Genomic DNA, 18884 nt, shown 5'->3' with positions numbered 1-18884 from the left:
CAGCATATTTGGGGTCAAGGTGGATGGCTTGGTTGTAAGCGGCGATCGCCTCATCGAGTTTGTTTTGGTCGGACAGCACATTGCCCAGACCTGTGTAAATGTAAGCCGTAGCATCTTTTGGGTCAAGCTTGATCGCTTGGTTGTAGGCAGCGATCGCCTCATCAAGTTTGTTTTGGGCAGACAGCGCATTGCCCAGATTGTAGTAAGCGTCAGCATATTTTGGGTCAAGCTTGATCGCTTGATTGTAAGCTGCGATCGCTTCATCAAGCTTGTTCTGGCTTCTCAGCGCATTGCCCAGATTGTTGTAAGCATCAACATATTTGGGGTCAAGCTTGATCGCTTGGTTGTAAGCCGCGATCGCTTCATCTAGTTTGTTTTGGTCTTTCAGCGCATTGGCCAGATTGTTGTAAGCCACAGCATATTTGGGGTCAAGCTTGATCGCTTGGTTGAGGGCAGAGATCGCCTCATCGAGTTTGTTTTGGTAAGACAGCGCATTGCTCAAGCCAAGCCAGGCAGTTGGGTCATTTTGGTCAATCTGAAGTGCCCGCCTAAATTCTGCTTCCGATGCTGTATAGTTTCCCATCTGTAAAAAAACATAGCCACGCCCCATTAGAGCAAAGGTGCTGCGAGGATTTCGATCTATCACTGTTGCCAGCCGATTCAGGGCACTGCCGTAGTTTCCCTTTGCACTATCAGCCAGAGCATCGGTAAATTGCCACACGTCCCGGATGTTTTGTTTTTTTTGTGCTAGTTCAGCGCTGACTTGTGCAGAATAGATTCCTAAAGCTAAGGCGATCGCCACCGCACCAGGCACGACGATCGCCGCAATTCCCACCCATCGCTGTGCGCGTCTCCCCTTTGCCAGCAGTAGATTGTAGTCATCCTCAACCTTGCGGCTGGTGGTAATGTAATCTCGATGCAACTCAGTCGGAATCGGCTCCTTTTCTGCACTAGCCGTCAGCCAATATTCTGCATCTGTCAGGTCACGTTTTCGTAGCAAAAAGCTGTCATCTCGTCCCCGCTTGTTCCATTCGATCGCCTTCACCAACAATCGCGTATGCGATCGCGTATGCTCCAGATCGGTGTCGATCGCCTTTACCAATCGCGCAAACGCAGGCTCAAAGTCGTCCTGTTCTCGTAAAAAAATCCAGTCCAGCGATCGCAGTGCCGAATGAACATCTCCTGCCTCACGACACACCACAGGAATCAAACGCTTTTTGTGCAAAACCGCGTAGTCAACTTCTTTGTTGCAATACTCAGATGCCACCGAATCGGGACTGATTACAAAAATGAACGTATTGGCCGCCTCAATGCCCGTCTCGATCGCCTGCCAAAAATCTTCTGCCGCCTGAATCGACTGCCAATCGACCCAGGTATCCCGATTTTCACCCTTGAGCGCCCCCAGCAACCGCCGAGCAAACTCACCATCTCGCCGCGAGTAGGAGATAAACACATCATGGTCAACTCGATTTCTAGCAGAACCGGAGATCAAAACGGCACTCTCGCTCATGCCCGTGTTTCCTTTACGCGATCGCTGTACCCAGATTAACAGAAAGATATACCAGAAGGAAAACCACGCATCCCTGTTGACTCATTGACGGTTATGAAAATGTCCTGATTTAACGTAAATTCGATGGAGTTTTCTCACTTCGTTATTCAGCACTTCTGCCCCCCAACCCCCCAATTTTGGGGGACTTTGAGACAATATTTCTCGTTCAAAGTCCCTCACTTGTGGGGGATTTAGGGGGCTGAAGCCGATTGAAACGAAGCGAGTCACTCTCATCGAACTGACGTTATTTAGTTCGTGATCATTGGGAAGCCCCATCCGCCTATGCAGTGGGGAGGATGTCAATTAGGAGTAGCCCTGTGTGACGCTGGGTAACCCCATGACCGATCGATACTTGGCTTCGATTTGAGCGACCGAGGGAGCCTGGCGTTTGGTACTCCATTCGCTGCGATCGAACAAATTTTGTCTCAATTCGTTGACGTTGACGTTGCACATTTCGCCATCTTTGACAATTAGATTCCCATTCACCCAGGCGTGTGCGACAGCGTTGACTGGACGACCTAAAACTAGTAACCCAATTGGATCAGTTCGCGGTAACAACGATAGACTCATCAAGTCATACAACACTAAATCTGCTTTCTTGCCAACCGTTAACGATCCCATGTCGTCGGCTAGATTTAAACCTTTCGCACCGCCTAACGCGGCCATTGCGATCGCTTCCCTCGGCGTGATCCAATGGTGATAATCCAGGTCAGTCACATTGTGCAAAATTGAGCCGACTTTGATCGCTTCTAACAAGTCTTGCGAATCGTTGCTGGCGGAGCCGTCACAGCCGATCGCGACATTCACCCCCGCCTGACGATATTTGAGAATGGGAGCGATGCCACTGCCCAGACGCAAGTTACTCAGCGGATTGTGAACCACGGTCGATTGCGTAGCGGCCATGATTTCAATATCGGCATCGTCTAGCCAAACGCAGTGAGCCAGTGAGGTGCGAGGACTGAGATAGCCAATTTTTTTCAGATGTTCAACCGCGCTACAGCCATACTTTTCTTGAGCGAGAAGCTGCTGCGCTTTGGTTTCGAGTAGGTGGGCGTGACGACAAAGATTGTAGCGATCGCTCAACTCAATACACCCCTCAAACAACGCATCCGAACAAAGCTGAGTGCCTGTGGGTGCGACGAGAATATTGACCCCCTGATCCGGGCGGTGAAACTGCGTCACGGCTTCTTGCATCAAGGCCAAAGTCGCCTTCGTCGGTCGCACATAGGTCTCGCGTTCTGACTCACCGCCCCCCGTGGGAATGCCGCTCGACATCGCCTCATCCTGAATCAGCGGGGCCACAAATGCCCGAATTCCAACCTGACGATAAGCCCGAACCGCAGCCGCGATCGTCTCCAACTCCTTTCCCGGAATCAACACCAAATGATCGACAACGCTCGTTCCTCCAGTCAGCAAGGTTTCGACGGCGGTGCCCACGGCGCTCAGATAGGCTTGCTCAGGATCGAGTGGTGAGAAGTCATACAGTTCGGCTAACCAAAGCTCTAACGGTGTGGGAGGAATGATCCCCCGTTGCCACATTTCTGAAGAGTGAGTGTGAGCATTGACAAAGCCAGGAAGGAGTAATTTGTTGCGCCCGTCGATCAGGGTGCCGATCGGTTCAAGGTGAGGCGCGATCATTTGGATGCGATCGTTTTCAATGTAGATATCCGTCGCCGTATAGCCTTGGTCAACTGGGATCAGAGCGTTTTGAATGGTAAAAGTCATGCAGGGAAGGAGGTGAGGAGGGAGGAGGTGTCGAATGTAGCTCGTGAATAGTTTCTACTTGGGAACGATCGGGCATCCGCTATGTCTGCTACCGTTCCTGGTCAGCGGCGGCAGATCACCTTTGTATCACCACCAAGATCTTGATACCGTCCGCTGCACCAAGGTTGTTAGCCTGCGTCAAAGGGGTAACTTTGCAATGCGATTTACCCACTCCTCTGCACTGGATACTGCCCAAACTAGCAGCAATTCCTCAATAACAACTTCAATCGATAGTTTTCTCGAAACGATGATAACTCCTGAGCTTTGACTGCTGGTAACAAACGTGGCGAACTCCAATGGCATCGTTCTGCGATCATGACTGACGAGAATACGCCCTTGTTCTGCTGCGATTGCCAACACTTCTGGATCTTTAACACCTTCCAATCCAGCAGCAAAAGCGGTTTGAAAATCAATTGTAGGTTCTCGCCGTAAAACACCCGTTACAATCGCCTGATTCAAATCAGCATCAGCCTGATAACGTATGGTCACAATTCTACCTGCCGCTTCGCTGCCTTCGCTGCCATAAGCTTGTTATACAAAACAGGATCAGTGGTTTGTAGCGGTTGGGACATAGCGTCAAACGCCTCCTCCTCTGCTGCCAAGTAAGCGTCAATCTCAGTACGATTGGCAAGATAGAAGGCGATCGCACCATAAACCTGCTCAAGGGTTAACAACGGAAAAGACTGAACAATACTTTCCGGTGATAACCCTTTCTGGAAAACGTAGACAATCGAGTCAAGAGAAATCCGAGTTCCTTCTACCCAGTAACTCTCGTTTCGGTACTCTACATAAGATTTTGGTGCTAAGACTGGCATAGATTGGCTTTGACTCAACTATCTAAATCATAGATGAACCTGACAAAGTTGACGATGACGTTTATCCGGCTTTAGGGCATATTTTGGTTTGCCTCCAATGACTTAGAGAATAAGCAAATCCACTCTTTAAAGGTCATACACAAGCTTCCCCTCAAGCTGAATAGCCTCAACCTTGGACTTCAAAAGAGACTCGAAAGAGTTTTCTCCTTCTAAAAGAAGAACAAGTTCTTTTAAGGTAAAAAGCACAATAATTTTCTGATTAAGTGCCTTCTGAATATTGATGATTGCTGCATCAGTATAACCAGAAGCTGAGATAAAGATACCGCGAACATCAGTCCTCTCAAAAAGGCGCATGACATGCTGTGCAACATCACCGGGACCCAAAGCTTCTTTCCACCACTTCATTTCAACAAGATAAAGATGGCTGTTCACCTCAATAGCTCCATCAACTTGCTGAATTACTCCTTCATTGTTTTCACCTTTTATAGTGAAAGATTCTCTGATCAAAATTCCCTCACTCTCAAACAGGCTATTCAAAATTACTTCTAGTTGCTTCCCTCGCTTCTTGGTGTCACTCTCCTGATAAAGAACGATTAATTCAGATCGAATAGCTTGCCGCTTTTGTCGCTTTAATTAAATACCCGCAAAAGCAAGTGTCTATGGCTAATTGGATTTGTGAAATTCCATCGCCATCCTTACCCACGTAACTTCGACAGTCTAGATCCAGTGCTGTGTAGCGTGGAACATTTGCAAGCACACCTGAAGTACTGCCTTACAGGTAACCCAGTAGGCTAACAAACCGATGAGCGATTAGCAGCCGACTCAGTATTCTGCCAAAACGGTAACTTTTATTCTCGGCGATCGCGGATTTTTTGTAGCCACAGCTTAGGGCTGTCTCCGGGGCGATACTTGAAGTTGGCGATCGACCACAGTAATGGAATTCCGCCGACTTTGACGCTCATGGCTAAATGCAGCACTAGACAACCCAGCAACGTCGCCCAAGCTGCCAGATGCAGTAAATAGGCAGTGTGATCCAACTCCCTGGAAGGTAGCCACGATTCTTGCATCAATAGCCCGGTGCTGACCGCAAACAGAGACGCGAGAATCATGATTGTATTGGTGATGCGATGTAGCGTGTACCACCAGATTGGCGTGTTGAGCTGTTTGAGTTTGACTAGAGAATCTTTTTGGATCAGGCGACGATAGCCAATTACAACACTGTAGAGAATAAAGAGCGGCGTAAACAACCAGAATATTCTGCCAAAGGTGCCATGAATGCCAATAATATCGTTGACTCGCGGCAGGGGCAATTTGCCAAACCGACCGTCGAAGATGTTGTAAACCCAAAATCCGGTAATTAGGGCCGACAAAGCGATTAGGGCGTTAATGCCATGAAGTAGGCGCAATAGTGAAGGTTGATAGGGCGCTTTCTTTGAGTTGCCTGCAAGGGGCTGCTGTGTCATCGTCAGTTCCTCTTTAACTGCAATCCCAGTTTTGCATAACGGTTCAGATCAGTCTTTCACGATTCTTAAGGTGATGAAAAGATTATGTCAGCCCCGTTCTGTTGAGAAATACGATAACTTGTTTGCAATCTGCGCTGTTTGAGGACTGCATCATGACGATCGTCAAAGTAGGCATCAATGGGTTTGGTCGCATTGGTCGGCTCGTATTTCGGGCGGGAATTGATCATCCCAACATTCAATTTGTCGGCATCAATGACCTGGTTCCCCCAGACAATTTGGCTTATCTGCTCAAGTATGACTCGACTCACGGCACGTTTGATGGCACCGTCGAAGCCAAAGAAGATGGCATTGTCGTGAATGGAAAATTCATCTCCTGTACGGCCATTCGCAATCCCGCAGATCTCCCCTGGGGCAAGGATGGTGCTGATTATGTAGTGGAGTCTACAGGCTTATTTACCGACTTTGAAGGCGCGTCTAATCACCTCAAGGCGGGGGCAAAACGAGTGATCATTTCTGCGCCCACGAAGGAACCCGATCGCGTCAAAACCCTGTTGATGGGGGTCAATCATGACCAGTTTGATCCTGAGAAAGATACGATCGTCTCGAATGCAAGCTGTACGACGAATTGTTTGGCCCCGGTGGCTAAGGTGATCAACGACAATTTTGGTCTGACAGAAGGGCTGATGACGACGGTTCACGCGATGACAGCAACGCAGCCTACGGTCGATGGCCCCAGCAAAAAAGATTGGCGAGGCGGACGGGGAGCCGCTCAAAATATTATTCCTGCCTCGACGGGAGCCGCAAAAGCAGTCACTCTGGTACTTCCAGAACTCAAGGGAAAGCTGACGGGTATGGCGTTTCGCGTCCCGACTCCGGATGTTTCTGTCGTTGATCTGACCTTCAAAACGGAGAAGGCGACGAGCTATCAAGAAATTTGTGCGGCGATGAAGGCGGCTTCAGAAGGCGACCTCAAGGATATTTTGGGCTACACCGATGAGGAAGTGGTTTCGACTGATTTTCAGGGCGATCCCCACTCCAGTATTTTTGATGCGGGGGCGGGCATTGAGTTAAATTCAAACTTCTTCAAGGTCGTCTCCTGGTATGACAATGAGTGGGGCTACTCGAAGCGGGTGATCGATCTGATGGTGGCGATGGCCAAGAAGGAAGGGATTCTTTAAGAAGGGAGGAGGGAGGAGGGAGGAGAGAGGAGAGAAGAGAGAGGAGAGAGGAGGGAGGAGGGGGCTAGGTTGCTTCTTGGGTTGGGGCGATCGTTCCCTTTTCGTTGGACAAACGCCAGAGAATTAGGAGTCCGATCACGCCGCTTAATCCCAGAAATAGCCAGAAAGTTCGGGTGACTTCGCTGGTCTGATCTAGTGCCCAACCGCCGAGAATTGGCCCGACAAAGTAGCCGATCGCCCAACATTGAGCGCTGATTCCGGTGTAAATTCCTCGAAGCGATGGGGGGGCGAGTTGTGAGAGTAAGGCGGCGGCAAAGGGTCGGTAGAGGATGGTGGCGATCGCTAATACGCCCAACGCTCCGATTTGAACAGGAGGCTGCACCGATGCTAATCCGCCCATCAACCATACGAGACCAAATCCCCCACTCCACAAACCCATCGAAACGGCGAGCGCGCGAATGTTGCCCAAAGGGGCGAAGAGGTGAGCGATCGGAATCTGCAAAACGGCTCCCAATCCGATGTACCACCAGGTAAACGAACTGGCAATATTCGCGGTAGACGATTTGAGCAAAAAGTTGGTGAAGTAAAGCGGCAAGGCCACATTCACTAAAGCGATGTAAGTGGTGAAGAGGATGTTGGCAGCGACGAAGATTCTCAAGGCTTTGTCTTGGAGCGCGATCGACCAGCCTTCTGAATGTTCTCCAGGTTTCTCTCTCGTTTCGGTAATGCCTAACTGAATCAAAATCAAAAAGCCGACAAACAACAAGCTGGTGAATAGGAAGAGAAATCGCGGTTGCTTGACTAAAGCTAATAACAATCCGCCGCCCAAAATGCCGACTCCGACACCGAGATTATCTGTCACGCCCAACATTGCGAAGGCTTGCGATCGCTGCTCTGGTTCGGTCATATCCATCACGGCGGCATCGGCGGCTGTCCAATAAAACCCCATACTCAACCCCAACAGCAAGTTTGCGACAATCAGCATCGGCAGCGTTTGAGTGAAGGCGAGGGCGATCGCGGCCAAAATTGATAAACTCGCCGATAAAAGCAATGTTCCCCGCCGGCCTGTTTGTGAATCTGATAGGGCACCGCCCAAAAAATTCCCCACCACTCCAGAAATTGAGGAACTGGCCAGCCCGATTCCAACTGAGGTGGCAGACAAACCGACCTGATTAACAAAGACGATCGGCACATAAAACTGAAGTAGCCCTTGCCCGACTTGAAAGAGTCCTCGTGCCGCAGACTGCACCCAAACTTGACGTTTAAACCTTGGCAGCAAAGACAACATAGAATCAAAATAAGCAATGGTGAGCGTGTGAGATGGCTAACCCGTTTCCTGGTATGAACCCTTATTTAGAGCAACCCGAACTGTGGCACCAGGTTCATAATCGGCTAATTGTAGCCATCGCAGACGATCTCACGCCTCAAATTGCCCCCCAATATCGCGTGTCGATCGAGGAACGAGTTTATTCCAGTGTTGATGATCTTCTGTTGGTGGGAATTGCAGATGTTGCGGTGAGCGATCGTCAAAATTCTGGAACACCGTTAGCAACGGTAAAAAGCACCGAACCCAATAAAGTGAAAGTTCCCATGCCAGAAGAGGTGACAGAACGGTTTTTGGAAGTGCGCTCAACTCAGTCCAAAGAATTGATCTCGATCGTTGAGATTCTTTCACCCAAAAACAAGCGGTCTAAAGAAGGTCGATCAACTTACCAAAACAAGCGTCAGAAAATTCTGGCATCTTCCACAAATTTGGTAGAAATTGACTTCCTAAGACTGGGCGACCCGATGCCGATCGTCGGTGCAGTCGATGACGCATATCGAATTTTGGTCAGCCGCAGTGTAGACAGACCCGATGCAGACTTGTACACCTTTGATTTGAGAACCTCGATCCCGGCAATTCCGATTCCTCTACGAGCGAGAGAACCCGAACCCATCGTTGATTTGCAAAAGCTGCTGAATGAAATTTACGATCGGGCCCGATTTGATTTAGCGATCGACTATTCTCAGCCGCTCAAACCTGCCCTTTCTCCTCACGATCAGGACTGGGTGACGGAGATTCTAAAGCAAGGCTAAAAAAGCAGGATTTATCAGCGTTAAAAAGCAACGTCTTCGTCATCTTCTGCGATCGCGGCTAAGGGAAACTTTGCTTTGAGGGCAGGAATCACTGGGCAGGGAGGACGATCGCTCAAGTTCTCTGGTTTGCTCCAGGCAAAGGGGGCTTGTTTGGCGGCTGACATCCACAGCAGGCGTTTGGCTCGTGTCATCGCCACATAGAGAAGACGAAATTCTTCGGCGGTTTTGAGGTGTCCGGCGCGTTCCCAGGCGGTGAAAACATCGGGAATTTCTTGTTGATGAACGATCGCTCGAATCTGAGCGCGGGCCACTTCTGACAGGGTGAAGTCGCCAATAAACTTGGCTTGCGGCGGCACATACAAACTGCCGGGGATCATGTTCTCATGCAAAAAGGGAATGAAGACGTAATCCCAGTCCAGTCCTTTTGCTTTGTGCATCGTGATCACCGTAAGCTGGCTGGCGCGCACATAGCGATCGTCTTCTTCCGCTTCGACTGGCTCAAATCGCTCTGAACTGACGATCTCTGACAAGACTTCTAAAACTGCGCCCAAAGAATTCTCAGTAGCTTGTTGGAGAATGCGATCGGACAGCTTATTCGCCGTCGCCAACTCGGTCTGGTCGTAAATCAGGGTGTACGCCAAAAAAGAAATCAGTTGATAAATCGGCAGTTCTAATCTGGCGCGGAGCAGACTCACACAATAACGGCTCGCTTCCTTAACGGCGGGCGCTTGCGGAGGGTCGAGCGGTGCGGGATACAAAAACTGTTCGGGAAAGGTGACTAACGCATTCAAATCTTGATTGGGGATCAGCCGACGACTGACCAAAACCGTGAGCGCCGCTTTGAGATTGTCTGGCGAATGGGGGCGATCGAGAAACTGCAACAACGCCAGCATTTCAGCCGGAACATGAGACTGGCGATCGCGCTGTCCCACATCAAACACCTTCAAATTTTCACCATGCCAGCGTTGAATCTGCTCCGCCACAAACCGCCCCTGATCATTGGTACGCACCAGAACGGCCGCCTGAGCATCGGGATTTTGAGTGAATAGAGTGAGCGATCGCTGTCCAATTAATTCAACCGTTTGATACACATCGTCCGGCGTGTAAATCTCCAGCCCCAACCCTTCGGGCAACGGATTCGCATCCAACTGAGGATCATCAAACGCCACAGGATGAATTTTTTGAGGACGAAACGGAGACTCCAACGGAAGGCTTCCCTGACTCCTCTCCTCACTCCTCTCTCCTCTCTCCTCACTGACTTTGTGTCTTCCATTCACCCACTGCAACACAAAATTTGCTGCATCGACGATCGCTTGACTACTGCGACCTGCTTGATTCATCTCAGCCAGTCGGTCTTCGTCGCTGCATTCTTCGCAAAATTGACGAAAGAAAACCGGGTCGGCTGGCGTAAAAGTGGAATTGATCGCCTGATTGGGATCGCCCACTCTGACCAGGTTTTGTTGATTTGATTCGGGACGATCGGGATCAGCCGCGAGAATTTCTAACAATCGAGTCTGCAATGGGCTGGAATCTTGCGCCTCGTCTTCAAAGACCGCGAATACTTGCCTCTGCCAGCGATCGCGCACCGTCGGAGTTTCCAACACGCGCAGGGCACCCAAGATCATTTCGTCATAATCAATCAAATTTCTGGCGCGAAGCTGTGACTGATATTGTTCATAAAGTCCAGCCGCGATTTCTAGAATCAAGTAATGGTCGGAGGCACAATCGCGCAAATCCTGGGGCATCAATCCCGAACTTTTGGCCTCGCGAATCACGGTGTCTGCCAGCGCAGGTAACACTTCAGTTCTGAGAACGGCTTGTCGTCGCAACCGCTCAGTTTCTTCGCCATCAAACTGTCTGCCTTCGAGCAACTGTTGAAAAAGCTGCGGATGGTTGCCGATCCACTGTTCGACACTCGTGCGAATTAGCCGATGTCCTTGATTGGGCGTGACCAAAACGCTGTCTGGGTTAAGTCCCGAAAGCTCTGGGTAGCTGCGAGCGATCGACCACGCCAGCCCGTGCAGGGTGTGAACGACGAATCCGCCCTGGGGCAAAGAAAGCGTTTTTAAATGCTGCCGAATTTTGGTTTTGATATGGGCGGCCGCCGATCGCGTAAAAGTCACCACAACCAACTGACGGCGAGTATGAAGCTGATATCGAGCGATCGCGATCGCTGCCGCCACGGCCATCCCGGTAGACTTGCCCGATCCCGGAACTGCCGAAACTGCCAACCGCCCCCCTTGCCAATCGGCGATTTCACGCTGTCCAGGGCGCAATCCAGTTCGCAATTGTTGAATCAGGGGGTCGCGTCCGGTTGGGGGGTTGGGGCGATCGGCAAGCATAGTAAAGAAAACGAATGATTCTATTGTTATTTTGACAGGTGAAGCGAGTCTAGCGGAGGATGGATCACGTACCGCCCCCAGTCTCGCCATGTCTCTACAAAATTCTCCGCTGACGAAAGAAGAGGCGCTCAAGGTTCTCAGGCAGTTTATTTGTAGTGATAGCCCTGCCGCGCCGTTGGATTATGCGCTGATCCGATCGTCCCTACTTCTGGTGGTCGATCAGTCGGACTATCAAATTTTTGGCATCTGTGCCGACAGTTTTGACCAGGGCAAACAAACGCTTTCTAGCTACCTGACGGCCTTAAATTACGAAGAAATGCCCACTGTGAGCGGCGTAACGGATGGCGTTGTCTATATCAAATACAATCCCAAAACGGGACGATCGCACGCTGAACCCTACACAGGAGTCCATCGGGGGGTATTAGTCTCCTGCCAATCTGCCTACGATGGCGACGTGAATGAGACGTTTGGACATCTGCCGATCGATCTCTTTGATCAGATTGATCAGAGTTGAGCTTTTTCAGCAGCAGCCCTCACGCAGAAGTAAAACTAACGTCAGTTCGATAAACTTTTTCGCTTCGTTGCCAGGGGATTCGCCCCCTAAATCCCCCATTCTGAGGGACTTTGAATCAGCATAATTTCTTTGAACTCTGGAACTTTCTCTGGGTCAAAGTCCCCCAATTTTGGGGGATTTAGGGGGCTGAAGCTGATCGCAACGAAGCGAGTCACTCTCATCGAACTGACGTTAAAACTAAGCTCGTGGAGGTGTCAGACCGCCGAGCCGATGCAGCGAGTAGCCAGGGACTCGACGGCCCGCTTTGTATTGCTTGTCATCAGAGTCGGATAGGCAGCAAACCGGGATAGGTCACTACTTTCGGCGGCGGCGAGAGAGAATGCTCACCACTTCGCGGGGGTAGGGGGCTGGCAGCAAAGGACTCCACGCACTCACGTCGGCAAAGCCTCTGGCGTAGAGGTTGTGAATGGTTTCGATCGTCCCTTCGCTTGACCCAATCACCAGCACTAACAGACGCTCCCAGTTACCGTCAGACTCATCGGGGTCGGGAACGGGAATTACGCCGGGATTCGCTAAAGAATTGTCAACCATGATTGTCTCCGTAGTTTTGGATTTGAAGAAAACCCAGAAACCTGGCCATCCCGATCGACTCGGAGGGGAGAATATTCCGAGAACCGCAGCGCAAAATCGAGGTGGCCAGGTGGAGTGTTAAAATCTCCATCAGCCCACTCAGACTGCCTCTAACAGTGTGGGGGGTTAGCTATCCAGAGTTGTCTCACCAGCTTTGGATGGCGTTGGGCTAGATTTTCGAGCGACCTGCTACTTTCTCTCCATAAAGCAACTTAACCAGAGAGCATACCGACATTCTCCAGGGTCGTCAAGCATTTCGTCTGGGATTTTGTACGACGCGAGGTTGCTGGAGTTTTGGGGCGAGGGGCTGAACTGTGCGAGGAGGGGACGATCGCTCAACTCTCAAGCGGGGGAATGTCATGAACGAAGACTTTTCAAATATCGTCTGAAGTCGTGCCGCTCTGGTGCGATCGAGATTCATAAGAATTGCTGAGTATTCCAGGGGTGAGGGGATTCGATTGCTACTTTGTGTGGGTTAGATAAAATCTTCTTCTAGCCTCATGACTGACGTTTATCTCTCCTACTCTCGGAAAGATAAAGCCTTTGTGCAAACGCTGCATGATGCGCTCAGGGCAGAACAGCGAGAAATTTGGGTCGATTGGCAGGCGATTCCGCTGACGGCTGACTGGTGGCAGGAGATTGAGCGCGGCATCGAAGGCACCAATACCTTTGTGTTTGTGATCAGTCCTGATTCGATCGCATCAGACATTTGCCGCAAAGAAATCGATCACGCGGTTAAGCACAATAAGCGATTGGTGCCGATCGTTCATCGAGAGGGGTTTGATATGACAGCCGTCCATCCGATGTTGTCGAAGCACAATTGGCTGTTTTTTCGGGAGACGGATGAGTTCGATCGCGGCTTTGGGGATTTGGTGCGGGCGATCGAGACGGATCTGGAGTATGTGCGATCGCATACCCGGTTGACGGAGCGGGCGGTGGAGTGGGAGGGCAAGCAGCGCAATGAGAGTTTTTTGCTGCGGGGGATGGATCTGGCGGGGGCAGAAGACTGGCTGGTGCAGGGGGCGAGTAAGCAGCCGCAGGTGACGGAGCTTCAGGGGGGCTATATTCGGGCGAGTCGGCTGGCGGAGACGCTGCGGCAGAGAGCGGAGGCAGGGCGACAACGGGCGTTTGTGGTGGGGGTGGGGGCGTTTGCGCTGGTGGCGGCGGGGGCGGCGGTCTTTGCGTTTCAGCAGCAGCAGGAGGCCGTGGCCCAAAAGCAGCAGGCTCAACTCAGTGCTAAAAGTCTCACGTCTCTCAATTTGTTGGCTTCTGATCTACACCTGGAGTCGCTGGCGGAGGGCTTGAAGGCAGGAGACAAGCTGAAACAGTGGGAAAAGGATGTAGAAGCAGGGACACCCACGCAGGTGAAAGCCGCACTACAGGTGGTCTATCAGATCAACGAACGCAATCGCCTGAAAGGGCACAGTGAAAGGGTTTATAGCGTGAGTTTCAGCCCGGATGGCAAAATGATCGCGACGGGCAGTGAAGACAAAACGGTGAAGCTGTGGGACTTGCAGGGACGGCAGTTGCAAACCCTGAAAGGGCACAGTGGAGGGGTCAGGAGCGTGAGTTTCAGCCCGGATGGCAAAACGCTGGCGACGGGGAGTAATGACAACACGGTGAAGCTGTGGGACTTGCAGGGACGGGAACTGCAAACCTTGAAAGGGCACAGTGGAATGGTCTTGAGCGTGAGTTTCAGCCCGGATGGCAAAACGCTGGCGACGGGGAGTGATGACAACACGGCAATCCTCTGGAATCTTGACCTGAATAGCTTGATGACCTTGGGATGTGATTGGCTGCACGACTACCGCACTTACAATCCCGATGGGCAAAGCGACCAGGAGTTGAATGCCATTTGCAACGAGATGACGCAACCCCCAACAAATCGCCAGACCTCGCTGTGGCAGAAAATCGTGGGGTGGGTTTGGCAGAGATGAAGACTGAAAGAGAAAGCCGATCGACTTCAACAGGTGCTCAAATAACGTCACTTCGATAAACTTTTTCGCTTCGTTGCCAAGGGGTTCGCCCCCTAAATCCCCCATTCTGAGGGACTTTGAATCAGCATCATTTCTTTCTTTGAACTCTGGAACTTTCTCTGGGTCAAAGTCCCCCAATTTTGGGGGATTTAGGGGGCTGAAGCTGATCGCAACGAAGCGAGTCACTCTCATCGAACTGACGTTCAAATAAAATGACCCAACGGACACCAGCAGAGCCATCACCCCTGCCCCGATCGCAGCCTTTGTCAGCACAGATCAAGGACATGCCACGACAACCGCAACCTTCACCACGACAACCGCAACCTTCACCACGACAACCGCAACCTTCACCACGACGATCGCAGTTTTCGCCACGACGATCGCAGTTTTCGCCACGACGATCGCAACCTTCGCCACGACAACCGCAACCTTCACCACGACAACCGCAACCTTCACCACGACGATCACGGCTTTTGCTCAAACCGATCGAGGTTTCGTCGCGCCATTCATAAGTTTCCCTTAAATCAACTCAGGGTTGGTTAAAGCATTTCTTATCACAATCGCGATCGAGCAGCTTCTAACCCTCAACTCTCTGATCAACATCCCTTCTCAAGGCAAAGTTGGGGGCAAAAGGCTTGAATAACGAATCCCAAAAAATAAACCCAGACCGACGAATCGATCCAGGTTTGGTTTTTATAAACCAGTCGTTTTATAGTGGGTGACTGGCGGTTTTCATAGAGGTTCATTCCTTCTGTATCTACAAGAATACGCCCTTCTTTTCGGAATCAGGCGAAAAAGATAAGGAACTTTGTATTGTGATACACAGATTTACATTCAAAGTTTCCGTCCTAATTCCTGCGATCGCTTCCACGCCGCCTTAACCGCCTCAATCACCGCCGATCGAAAGCCTGATTTCTCTAACTGAGCGATCCCCGCGATCGTCGTCCCCCCCGGACTTGTCACTCGATCCTTCAATTCACCGGGATGAATGCCCTCTTCTTGCAGCAGTTGAGCCGTACCACGTACCGTTTGTAAAGCCAGCTTGAGGGCGATCGCTCTGGGCAAACCTGCGGCCACGCCTCCATCCGCCAACGCTTCGACCATCAGCGCCACATACCCCGGCCCCGATCCCGAAAGCCCTGTGACAGCATCCATCATCGATTCGGGCACCTCGACCACTTCGCCTACGGTCTCCAAAATTTGGCGGGCCTGATCTAAGTGATGAGATTGGGCATATTGACCGGGTGCGATCGCCGTGATCCCCGCACCAACCGCCGCTGGAGTATTGGGCATTGCTCGAATTACAGGCTGTCCTGGAAAAGCGGCTTCTAGCGTCTCTAACGACGTTCCTGCCAAGATCGAAATCACCAGAGCGCCACGAGTTTCAGACCCCAAATCTGATTCCAAATCTTTAGCAACCGCCGCAAAAATCTGAGGCTTGATTGCCAAAAACAGCACTTCACTCGCGGCCGCGGCCGCCTTATTTTGGTCAGTCACCTGAACTTGATAGTGTGAGGCTAAAAAATCACGTCGCCTGGACTGCGGCTCACTCACCACCATCTGATCCGGCGAATAAATCTCCTGCACAACAAGACGGGACAACAGAGCTTCCCCCATCATCCCGCCCCCAATCATTCCAAATTTAATGCTCAAGTCAATTCCTGGAAATATAACAAAAGCCAAAAGTTTGACGTTCAGAAACAAACAGATTCAGGAATGAACTCACCAAAAAATTCATTAACAAATTCATCCCTCATCCCTCATCCCTCATCCCTTTTTATTGCGCCATTCTCGCTTGCTCAGTCGCCCATGCAGGAGTCGGTGCCGCAGGCCGAGCGGGGCGGGCCGCAGGTGCAGGTTGAGGCACTTCGTGGATTACGCCTGTTTGAGTACTAACCTGAACACAGCTAGGTGTAAACAGAAAAATGCTTTCGCCGATGCGCTCTTGGTGACCATCGATCGCATAAGTGCCACCTGCCACAAAATCGACAGCTCTTTGAGCTTGGTCAGGGTCCATGATGGTCAGATTTAAGACAACGGATTTGCGTTCGCGCAACGCTTGAATGGCTTGGGGCATTTCTTCAAAGGTGCGAGGCTCCATCACCACGACTTCAGAAATTCCATTAACTGCGCCGGGCATTCCAATCACGTTATTCATACCGTTGTTTACACCTGTGGTTCCAATGACTGCGGGTTCTGTAGCGATAGCGGCTCGATCGCGAAACCTTTGACGGCGCGCACGAGTTTCTTCTTCAGTATTGCTGTTGTTGACAGCGGGTGCAGGATTCTCTTCCTGGTAGAGCGTTTGGTATTCCTGCCCATCCATTTCGTCGTACTCATATTCATAATCGACTTGCTCGTTCAGACCGACAAAATCCCGTAGCTTGCTGAAGATATTCACGATTCACGCTCCGTCACGATCTATGTTGTTGTGTACGTTAGTTTACTGACAAATCTGTTTTTGACAACTGTAGAGTAGCAAGAAAAAAGCCATTTACAGTTTTTGTTATCACGCCTATCTAAGTCACTTGTTGGATGCGATCGAAGAAAGGTTTTAAAGTTGGGTTCGCAGCGTTAGAAAGTCTACCACACTGCCCACCTCGCCGAATGAACAATTAGTATACATGCTGTTTCCAAAATGAGCCGCCCTTTCTAAATTTTTTAATCGCCGTCGCAATTGTATCGGCTGATGAAGCCATGCGATCGCAAGATCAAGAAATTTTCTAGTCTTGTGCGATTGCATTCACAAACCTCCTTTGATCGCCTGTCTTGACAACAGAAACCTCAGTGACAAATTGCCCCAGTTAAGTGAACCAGTTAGGTGAAAGATTTGGTCGTAAAAGTTTGGGTGATAGAGAAGGTTCTATCGCCGATCGAGGTGCTGAATGATGAACAAACAGCAGTGCCTAAAGTGCCGCAAAAGTTGAAACGACAACTGCACGGTCACAAGTCTAAAAATGCAGATCAAGCAGGTGGCACATTGAAGCTTTGATTGGGTCAATTTTGAACTCTCTAAAGTTCGGCTTTCAGATTTAAGCCAGATTACCCAATGCGATCGTTCAAACCAATTGCCGATCAGGTTATTTACAATATCACCTTTCTCCAGAACGTCAACAGCAACTTTAAAAAAGCTGAGAATCTTCCTGAAGTCCTTATCTATGAAGCTGCTGCCCAATGTTGAGGATCTTCTTTGTTATTTTATCTAGTTCGACATTTATTAAGAACAAGTTGCAAATTTGACCTGTTTCTCTTGCTGAATCAGTGAATACCAGGTCGATCGCTGCTCATTCTAAAGGCTTCTAATGCCCTAAGTGAGCGTGCAAACGAGGGCAATTTTGGGCATCCTATTTTCTTTTTGTAAAGCGGTATGGGGGGTCTGACCCCTTATTCTCAGGTGATTAGAGGACGATCGCCAAACAAAATTCTTCCTGGCCGGATCATCGTCGCCCCCGCTTGAATGGCTAAGAGATAGTCATCGGACATGCCCATCGATCGCTGATTTATCTGAACGTAGGGTAAGTTCTGCTGCGCGATCGTCTCCGCAAGTTTGCCAGTCTGTTTGAACACGTCCCGGATCTCATCAGGGGTCAAGCCCATCGGTGGAATGGTCATCAGTCCTTGAATGTCCAGATTTTTGCAATCGTTGAGGTGAGGCAGGTCGGTGAGCAACTCTGGTACTGTCCAGCCTGATTTGTTGGGGTCGGGTAAGAGTTTGACTTGAAGGCAGATCTGCGGTTTTGTAGGGAGGTCTTGGGCGAGACGATCGAGCCGTTGCGCCAATTTGAGGCTGTCTACTGACTGAATCCACTGAAAAAGCTCGATCGCTCGTTGCGTCTTATTACTTTGCAAATGCCCGATCAAATGCCACGTCACATCTTCAAGATCTTTTAATTGTTCTTGTTTTGCCTCGGCTTCCTGAATGCGATTTTCTCCAAAATCCCGCAGTCCTGCTGCATAGGCGGCCCGCATCGCTTCTACGGGCACTTGTTTAGTAACTGCGATAACCCGTACCGTATCAGGAATCGTCTGGCGAAATTGTTGAATGCGTTCTTGCAGTAGGTCAGTTTTAATCATGAGGAAAGCGATCGAGAACAACAAATAAAAAACGAACCCAGAATTGACAATTCACTTCTCAAGTCTAAAGTCCCACGTCTCGATCAATAAACAGAACGATCGCTTCATCCCTCATCCCTCATCCCTCATCCCTCATCCCTACTGAAACGTCCGTTTATGCACAAACTGAAGCTGGTCGTATTCCTTCTGCATTCCAGTCCGTCGCAGCATTCTCATGCGATTTTCGACCAAAACTTTGGCCTCAGCCCGACCGATCGGCTCAAATTCGATGCCGTCTGAGCCATTGTCTACCAGAAAAAAGAGGCGTTGGGCATAGAGAGTGCTAAACAGTTCACGCTTTTCCTCAACCAAACACACTCTAAAGAGCAAGCCAAAAGTAGGGTGATTTAGATATGTCTCAATGCTCATTCAGATTTGGCTCGGCGTGTAAGTGTAGAGAGAATATTATGTTGAATTGATCACTTTTCCAGGAAATAACAAATTGTAATAAATATCCTCTGGTT

The 18884-nt window shown here is 50.2% G+C and carries 19 protein-coding genes; 5 read left to right on the top strand and 14 right to left on the bottom strand.

Annotation, left to right across the window (positions count from 1 at the left end; translation table 11 throughout):
• From ACKFKF_RS00880 to ACKFKF_RS00855, 6 genes are all read right to left on the bottom strand, one after another.
• Positions 1-1510, bottom strand: a 1510-nt coding sequence (locus tag ACKFKF_RS00880) for a tetratricopeptide repeat protein (RefSeq protein ID WP_446865953.1), incomplete at its 3' end; no start/stop codon positions are given.
• A gap of 342 nt (positions 1511-1852) precedes the next feature.
• The gene (locus ACKFKF_RS00875; protein WP_446865952.1) at positions 1853-3274 is read right to left on the bottom strand and encodes an amidohydrolase; all 1422 of its coding nucleotides are present in this window, start codon (positions 3272-3274) and stop codon (positions 1853-1855) included.
• A 177-nt stretch (positions 3275-3451) separates the two neighbouring features.
• Positions 3452-3802 (bottom strand): DUF5615 family PIN-like protein, encoded by a 351-nt coding sequence (locus ACKFKF_RS00870; protein ID WP_446865951.1) that lies wholly within the window; start codon positions 3800-3802, stop codon positions 3452-3454.
• The gene (locus ACKFKF_RS00865; RefSeq protein WP_446857323.1) at positions 3799-4128 is read right to left on the bottom strand and encodes a DUF433 domain-containing protein; all 330 of its coding nucleotides are present in this window, start codon (positions 4126-4128) and stop codon (positions 3799-3801) included. Before ACKFKF_RS00865 ends, ACKFKF_RS00870 begins: the two co-directional genes overlap by 4 nt.
• Positions 4129-4254: 126 nt before the next feature.
• Complete coding sequence (locus ACKFKF_RS00860; protein WP_446866007.1) at positions 4255-4722, bottom strand: restriction endonuclease; 468 nt, start codon at positions 4720-4722, stop codon at positions 4255-4257.
• A 254-nt stretch (positions 4723-4976) separates the two neighbouring features.
• Positions 4977-5591, bottom strand: a complete 615-nt coding sequence (locus ACKFKF_RS00855; RefSeq protein ID WP_446865950.1) for a cytochrome b/b6 domain-containing protein — start codon at positions 5589-5591, stop codon at positions 4977-4979.
• Between the two features lie 152 nt (positions 5592-5743).
• Here ACKFKF_RS00855 and gap point away from each other — a divergent pair, with 152 nt between their 5' ends.
• Entirely contained in the window at positions 5744-6769 is a 1026-nt protein-coding gene (gene gap, locus ACKFKF_RS00850) for a type I glyceraldehyde-3-phosphate dehydrogenase (protein WP_446862632.1), read from the top strand.
• 64 nt (positions 6770-6833) lie between these two features.
• Here gap and ACKFKF_RS00845 read toward each other — a convergent pair whose 3' ends face one another.
• On the bottom strand, positions 6834-8057 hold the full coding sequence (locus ACKFKF_RS00845) for an MFS transporter (RefSeq protein WP_446865949.1): 1224 nt from the start codon (positions 8055-8057) through the stop codon (positions 6834-6836).
• 32 nt (positions 8058-8089) lie between these two features.
• On the opposite strand from ACKFKF_RS00845, the gene ACKFKF_RS00840 reads away from it, so the two are divergent.
• Positions 8090-8845: a DUF4058 family protein gene (locus ACKFKF_RS00840; protein ID WP_446865948.1), complete on the top strand. Its 756-nt coding sequence runs from the start codon at positions 8090-8092 to the stop codon at positions 8843-8845.
• A 20-nt stretch (positions 8846-8865) separates the two neighbouring features.
• Here the strand turns inward: ACKFKF_RS00840 and ACKFKF_RS00835 are convergent, their stop codons facing one another.
• Positions 8866-11187 (bottom strand): ATP-dependent helicase, encoded by a 2322-nt coding sequence (locus tag ACKFKF_RS00835; RefSeq protein ID WP_446865947.1) that lies wholly within the window; start codon positions 11185-11187, stop codon positions 8866-8868.
• An 88-nt stretch (positions 11188-11275) separates the two neighbouring features.
• Between ACKFKF_RS00835 and ACKFKF_RS00830 the strand changes: the two genes are divergently transcribed.
• Entirely contained in the window at positions 11276-11701 is a 426-nt protein-coding gene (locus tag ACKFKF_RS00830; protein WP_446865946.1) for a DUF1824 family protein, read from the top strand.
• Between the two features lie 354 nt (positions 11702-12055).
• Here ACKFKF_RS00830 and ACKFKF_RS00825 read toward each other — a convergent pair whose 3' ends face one another.
• Complete coding sequence (locus tag ACKFKF_RS00825) at positions 12056-12292, bottom strand: hypothetical protein (RefSeq protein WP_446865945.1); 237 nt, start codon at positions 12290-12292, stop codon at positions 12056-12058.
• 539 nt (positions 12293-12831) lie between these two features.
• Here ACKFKF_RS00825 and ACKFKF_RS00820 point away from each other — a divergent pair.
• Positions 12832-14268, top strand: a complete 1437-nt coding sequence (locus ACKFKF_RS00820; protein ID WP_446865944.1) for a toll/interleukin-1 receptor domain-containing protein — start codon at positions 12832-12834, stop codon at positions 14266-14268.
• 315 nt (positions 14269-14583) lie between these two features.
• On the opposite strand, the gene ACKFKF_RS00815 is transcribed toward ACKFKF_RS00820, so the two are convergent.
• The 3 genes from ACKFKF_RS00815 to ACKFKF_RS00805 all read right to left on the bottom strand — a co-directional run bounded on the left by ACKFKF_RS00815 (position 14584) and on the right by ACKFKF_RS00805 (position 16708).
• A complete protein-coding gene (locus ACKFKF_RS00815; RefSeq protein WP_446865943.1) occupies positions 14584-14775 on the bottom strand; it encodes a hypothetical protein in 192 nt (63 codons plus the stop codon).
• A gap of 366 nt (positions 14776-15141) precedes the next feature.
• Complete coding sequence (gene proC, locus ACKFKF_RS00810) at positions 15142-15960, bottom strand: pyrroline-5-carboxylate reductase (RefSeq protein WP_446865942.1); 819 nt, start codon at positions 15958-15960, stop codon at positions 15142-15144.
• A 124-nt stretch (positions 15961-16084) separates the two neighbouring features.
• A complete protein-coding gene (locus ACKFKF_RS00805; RefSeq protein WP_446862555.1) occupies positions 16085-16708 on the bottom strand; it encodes a cell division protein SepF in 624 nt (207 codons plus the stop codon).
• A gap of 420 nt (positions 16709-17128) precedes the next feature.
• On the opposite strand from ACKFKF_RS00805, the gene ACKFKF_RS00800 reads away from it, so the two are divergent.
• On the top strand, positions 17129-17299 hold the full coding sequence (locus ACKFKF_RS00800; RefSeq protein ID WP_446865941.1) for a hypothetical protein: 171 nt from the start codon (positions 17129-17131) through the stop codon (positions 17297-17299).
• A 398-nt stretch (positions 17300-17697) separates the two neighbouring features.
• Here the strand turns inward: ACKFKF_RS00800 and ACKFKF_RS00795 are convergent, their stop codons facing one another.
• Together ACKFKF_RS00795 and pipX are read right to left on the bottom strand one after the other, a co-directional pair.
• Positions 17698-18381, bottom strand: coding sequence for a YggS family pyridoxal phosphate-dependent enzyme (locus ACKFKF_RS00795; protein WP_446865940.1), 684 nt, complete (start codon positions 18379-18381; stop codon positions 17698-17700).
• A 138-nt stretch (positions 18382-18519) separates the two neighbouring features.
• On the bottom strand, positions 18520-18789 hold the full coding sequence (pipX, locus tag ACKFKF_RS00790; RefSeq protein ID WP_446862552.1) for a transcriptional coactivator PipX: 270 nt from the start codon (positions 18787-18789) through the stop codon (positions 18520-18522).
• Positions 18790-18884: the final 95 nt, after the last annotated feature.

The organism is Phormidesmis sp. 146-12, from assembly GCF_052939495.1.
The sequence above is the reverse complement of the archived record's forward strand: the minus strand, read 5'-3'. Positions and strand labels throughout refer to the sequence as shown.

What these genes read in the sequence shown, in the direction of transcription:
- ACKFKF_RS00795 (WP_446865940.1), bottom strand. Translation starts at nt 18,381, where the DNA reads ATGATTAAAACTGACCTACTGCAAGAACGCATTCAACAATTTCGCCAG.
- ACKFKF_RS00865 (WP_446857323.1), bottom strand. Translation starts at nt 4,128, where the DNA reads ATGCCAGTCTTAGCACCAAAATCTTATGTAGAGTACCGAAACGAGAGT.
- pipX (WP_446862552.1), bottom strand. Translation starts at nt 18,789, where the DNA reads ATGAGCATTGAGACATATCTAAATCACCCTACTTTTGGCTTGCTCTTT.
- gap (WP_446862632.1), top strand. Translation starts at nt 5,744, where the DNA reads ATGACGATCGTCAAAGTAGGCATCAATGGGTTTGGTCGCATTGGTCGG.
- ACKFKF_RS00855 (WP_446865950.1), bottom strand. Translation starts at nt 5,591, where the DNA reads ATGACACAGCAGCCCCTTGCAGGCAACTCAAAGAAAGCGCCCTATCAA.
- ACKFKF_RS00820 (WP_446865944.1), top strand. Translation starts at nt 12,832, where the DNA reads ATGACTGACGTTTATCTCTCCTACTCTCGGAAAGATAAAGCCTTTGTG.
- ACKFKF_RS00825 (WP_446865945.1), bottom strand. Translation starts at nt 12,292, where the DNA reads ATGGTTGACAATTCTTTAGCGAATCCCGGCGTAATTCCCGTTCCCGAC.
- ACKFKF_RS00835 (WP_446865947.1), bottom strand. Translation starts at nt 11,187, where the DNA reads ATGCTTGCCGATCGCCCCAACCCCCCAACCGGACGCGACCCCCTGATT.
- ACKFKF_RS00840 (WP_446865948.1), top strand. Translation starts at nt 8,090, where the DNA reads ATGGCTAACCCGTTTCCTGGTATGAACCCTTATTTAGAGCAACCCGAA.
- ACKFKF_RS00875 (WP_446865952.1), bottom strand. Translation starts at nt 3,274, where the DNA reads ATGACTTTTACCATTCAAAACGCTCTGATCCCAGTTGACCAAGGCTAT.
- ACKFKF_RS00845 (WP_446865949.1), bottom strand. Translation starts at nt 8,057, where the DNA reads ATGTTGTCTTTGCTGCCAAGGTTTAAACGTCAAGTTTGGGTGCAGTCT.
- ACKFKF_RS00830 (WP_446865946.1), top strand. Translation starts at nt 11,276, where the DNA reads ATGTCTCTACAAAATTCTCCGCTGACGAAAGAAGAGGCGCTCAAGGTT.